Origin of the sequence: Ruminococcus hominis, from assembly GCF_014287355.1 — a bacterium.
In the GTDB taxonomy this organism is placed as follows: Bacteria; Bacillota; Clostridia; order Lachnospirales; family Lachnospiraceae; genus Schaedlerella; species Schaedlerella hominis.
In genome coordinates this window covers 1-3,044 of sequence record NZ_JACOPE010000003.1, presented here as the reverse complement: position 1 = coordinate 3,044, position 3,044 = coordinate 1, and the positions used below count along the sequence as shown (strand labels likewise).

4 protein-coding genes are annotated in these 3,044 nt (G+C 59.5%); all 4 read right to left on the bottom strand.

Features of this window, described 5'->3' with window-relative positions; genetic code table 11:
- Nucleotides 1-200: 200 nt before the first annotated feature.
- A complete protein-coding gene (locus H8S40_RS15920; RefSeq protein WP_186865713.1) occupies nt 201-470 on the bottom strand; it encodes a type II toxin-antitoxin system RelE family toxin in 270 nt (89 codons plus the stop codon).
- Nucleotides 454-690 (bottom strand): type II toxin-antitoxin system RelB family antitoxin, encoded by a 237-nt coding sequence (gene relB, locus H8S40_RS15915; protein WP_117565053.1) that lies wholly within the window; start codon nt 688-690, stop codon nt 454-456. The genes H8S40_RS15920 and relB overlap by 17 nt, the downstream gene beginning before the upstream one ends.
- A 42-nt stretch (nt 691-732) precedes the next feature.
- Nucleotides 733-2,007, bottom strand: coding sequence for a MobV family relaxase (gene mobV / locus H8S40_RS15910; protein ID WP_186865712.1), 1,275 nt, complete (start codon nt 2,005-2,007; stop codon nt 733-735).
- A gap of 491 nt (nt 2,008-2,498) precedes the next feature.
- A partial coding sequence (locus H8S40_RS15905; RefSeq protein ID WP_186865711.1) for a Rep family protein occupies nt 2,499-3,044 on the bottom strand: 546 nt, incomplete at its 5' end.

Here is a 3,044-nt window from a genome sequence, read left to right as displayed (position 1 = left end):
GTCGATGTCGTGAATTGCGTAAGCGAACGGAACTTGGAGGATGTCGTCTATCTCCTCCTGCCAATCATCGAGCATGTTCTCTGGGTAGCAGATTCCCTCCCAGAGCTTTACCTTCGTCTCGCCAGCGTTTGCCGCCATGCTATAATCTCCTTGTCTCGAATGCCCCTGCTGCCGCCAAGCTTGCTGGGGCTTTTTCTTTTTTACCTGCGCTTGTAGACCTCGCGCCTATGCGCCACATCAACCACGAGAATCACGAGCCTGCCGTCATCGATGTCGCACAGAATCCGATAGTCGCCGACCCTGTAGCGCCACACGCCCGCTAGGTTCCCCGTCAGGGACTTGCCCCTGACTCTCGGGTCTTCGAGCTTCGCTATCTCGTCAAGCTCTTCGAATATCCTCGCGGCGATGCCCCTGTCCAGCTTGCGCATCGCCTTGTCGGCGTTCCTCGTGAAATCAATTCGCCAGGCCACAGTGAGCCCTCACCTCATCGATGCTGTAGGTCTCAAGCCTGCCGGCGCGATAGTCCTCGATGTCCTTGAGAATGCCGTACTCGTACTCAAATCGATCGATAGCTTCCTGCAGGGCTTCGTTCACGTAAAAGCTCCTTGACCTGCCAGTTTCCTTCGCAAGCCTGCTGTATCGTTCGTTCAGGTCTGTTGGAATCCTCATTGAAGTAACTGCGGTAGCCATGCCGTACCTCCTATGCTGTAATACAGGTACTACTATAACACATCACCGCGCCTGCCCGCGCGACCGCGCAGGCGCTTCGTGGCTTCGGTTCCATGCCTTCGCCACTTCCGTGGCACCCCTCATCACATCATCCAAGCCGCGCTCGGTGCGCTGCGCCTTCCTGGGACGCATCAATGCCCAGATGCGGTCTCCAAGCTCCTCAATTGCCGCTCTAGCTGCTCTCGCCGCTCCTGCGCATCGAGCAGCGATTGAATCGAGAATTGTGCCGCGCTCAGCGCGCCCCGCAGCTTCCCAGCGCCCAATCTCGGCAGCGACGGGTCGAAGCTCCTCAACGTCTCGCGCAACTGCTCGCGTTCCGCGCCGAACCGACTCCAATCGCCGCTGCTCGCGCTGGAGGCTCTCGCCCACCTCGTTTCGCAGCTCGATTTTCTCGCCGATTTCGCCGTCCAAGCGGTCAAGCTCGGCCATTTTTTCCGCGATTTTGCGGTCAATCTCCGCAGCTTGCGCCCGCTTTTCATCGACCTTGGCGGTCACGGCACCCAATTTGACATGGCTCTCAACCCTAAGCTGCTCGAGACCGTCCAGCTCGCGCTTGGCGGTTATCGCACCGTGCTTCGCCTTGTCCCTCGCGCCCTCAAGGGTCTCTATCTCGGACTTGAGCGCCCGCGTGGTGCCGACCTGCACCTTGTAGGCATCAAGGCTCCTGTAGCCCTTTGAGCGCAGCTCGTGGCGCATTGGGCGCTCATACCCGTAGGGCTTGGCCACCTGCTCCCAGAAGTCCTCCTGCAAGCGGCTCATGGTGCCCTGCGCGGTCACCTCCCACTTGCCCTCCGCGTTCTTGCGGCGCTTGTCTGGGGCGAACAGCTCCTTGGCGCACAGGCGATCGTGGCCGTCCTCGCCGCGAATGACTGGGGCAACCCAGATGTGCGCATGCGGTGTGCCCTCGTCCAGATGAATCTGGGCGGCGAGCAGGTTCTCGTATCCGTACCGCGCCCCGAACCACTGAACCGACCTATCCAGAAACTCCCTCGCGTCCTTCTCGTCTAAGGCATCGTTGCTTGAGACGATGAACCCCATCGCGCGGACTTGATTGTCCCTGATTTTCCGCTTGGTGTTCAGCTCGCCCATACGACGCTCGATGGCCTGTTCGAGCGGAACGGGACTCTCATCCCCCGCGCGGCACAGGTACCCGACATGCCGGCCGCTCTGGTCAACATCGTTTGCGTAGGTGTGCGCCCGCCTGTCTAGCTCCTTGCCCACGGCTTCAAGGCTGTCACATTTGGTCGACTTCATGGCAATCAAGGGTGCTACGGTCATGTCAAACTCCCGAGTTCGAACCACCTAAAGGTGCGTTAGCGACTTTGGTATAGTCACGGTATACCAAACTGCGTTTGGCCGTGCAAGGGCGCCGCCCTTGACCCGCTCGGGCGTTCCCCCCGAGACCCCCCAGCCCTCGTCCGTTCGCGGCGTCGCTCACGTTCTCGGGCAGCTCGCGGCGGCGCTCGCATGAGGGGGCAAGCCCCCTCAAACTCCCCCGCTCAACCTGATTTGTCATTTGTCATTTGTCACATTATTTTTCGGACGTAGTTAGCGAAAAATAATGAGTGCGCCCCTCCGAACCACCCCCAGAATCACGCTCGATATGGGAATCCCATCCCCAGCCCTCCCGCGCTCGCAGACTTGGGCAAGGAAAGGGTCGATGGGAGCTTGCGCTCACATCGACCCTCTTCCCAGTCTGTCTTTTGGCTCGACCGCCGCGTCAATTCCGCAATCCGTGAACGAGGTCTCCGTAGATCCGCTACGCGGAACTACTCCGCCCCCGTAGTCACGCATTGCTCCATTGACCCGTCTACTTTTCCGCACGCGCCTGTCTCACGTGCCTTGCGCTTGCGTTCGGCGTTCAGGTAGTTGCCGCGACAGTAGCGCTCGAGAATCGAGTTGTAGCCGACGATGATTTCTCGGTACTGCTCGGGGAACTCACGCAACGCCGCAGTCGTGAAGTCATTGATGGTCTCGAACTTCTCGACCATGATGAAGCCGACCAACTCGAAGAGCATGTCCTGCTTGTCCTTGGTCGAGAGCTGCTCAAGCTGCCCGATGTCGAAGTTATTCCCCTCGATGCGGGCTTCGACTGGGTACAGTTCCTTGCCCTTCTTTCGGCACGATGCCGTGTCGTGGATGAGGTAGTCGTATGCGTGCCTGATGTTGTTGACTGGCTCCGCAGAGGAGCAGCACCTCTTGCCGTCCGCGCTCAAGCGGTTCAGGACGTTGATTATCGCCTTGCGGGTCGTGTTGCCGCCCCAAACCACGATGATGTGAACATGGGTCTTCCGCTGCTTGCTCTTCTGGTCATG